This window comes from Oleiphilus sp. HI0043, from assembly GCF_001634935.1.
In genome coordinates this window covers 1-725 of record NZ_LWEY01000298.1, presented here as the reverse complement: position 1 = coordinate 725, position 725 = coordinate 1, and the positions used below count along the sequence as shown (strand labels likewise).

At 43.4% G+C, this 725-nt stretch carries 2 protein-coding genes; both read left to right on the top strand.

Annotation, left to right across the window (positions count from 1 at the left end; all coding sequences use genetic code 11):
• The coding region (locus A3729_RS04225) for a type II secretion system F family protein (protein WP_082882002.1) at positions 1 to 512 on the top strand (512 nt) is incomplete at its 5' end.
• A gap of 82 nt (positions 513 to 594) precedes the next feature.
• The coding region (locus tag A3729_RS30475; protein ID WP_156497647.1) for a prepilin-type N-terminal cleavage/methylation domain-containing protein at positions 595 to 725 on the top strand (131 nt) is incomplete at its 3' end.

Here is a 725-nt window from a genome sequence, read left to right as displayed (position 1 = left end):
GTATGGGCTTTAAGGTCATGCTAAAGAAAGATGGCTTCCGCTTTGCGTATCATAAGCGCTTGTTAGGTATGCCATTTATTCAAAAGATTTCGAGGGGCTCCAATACCTCTCAATTTGCTAGTACGCTTAGTATCCTTAATAGTAGCGGCGTGCCTTTAGTTGATGCGATGCGCATATCTTCCGAGGTCTTAACAAACGATTGCCTCAAAGCATCCTTAGCTGAAGCAGCGCAGAAAGTGAGTGAAGGTGCAAACTTGCACAATTCTCTTGAGCAAACAGGCTACTTTCCACCAATGATGATTCATATGATCGCCAGCGGCGAGTCTAGTGGCGAGTTGGATGAAATGCTTGAAAGAACAGCACGGCATCAGGAAAGCGATCTGCAAGGACTAATCGAAACAATCGTTGGTTTGTTTGAACCGCTCATGTTGCTCTTTATGGGCGGCGTGGTTTTGGTCATTGTCTTGGCGATTATGTTGCCTATATTGAATATGAGTAATTTGGTTGCATAGATTTTGGTATAAAATCGTCGGCCACTTTGGTTGTGCAGTTATCACAAGAAATTATAAATACCTACTTAGATAAGGAAGTAAGATGAAACGTTCACATGTTAAGCAATCCGGTTTCACGCTAATCGAGATAATGGTGGTCATGGTGATCCTAGGTCTTTTAGTGGCGGTTGTTGCACCCAATATTCTTGGCCGAGGCGAAGAAGCCAGAATTGG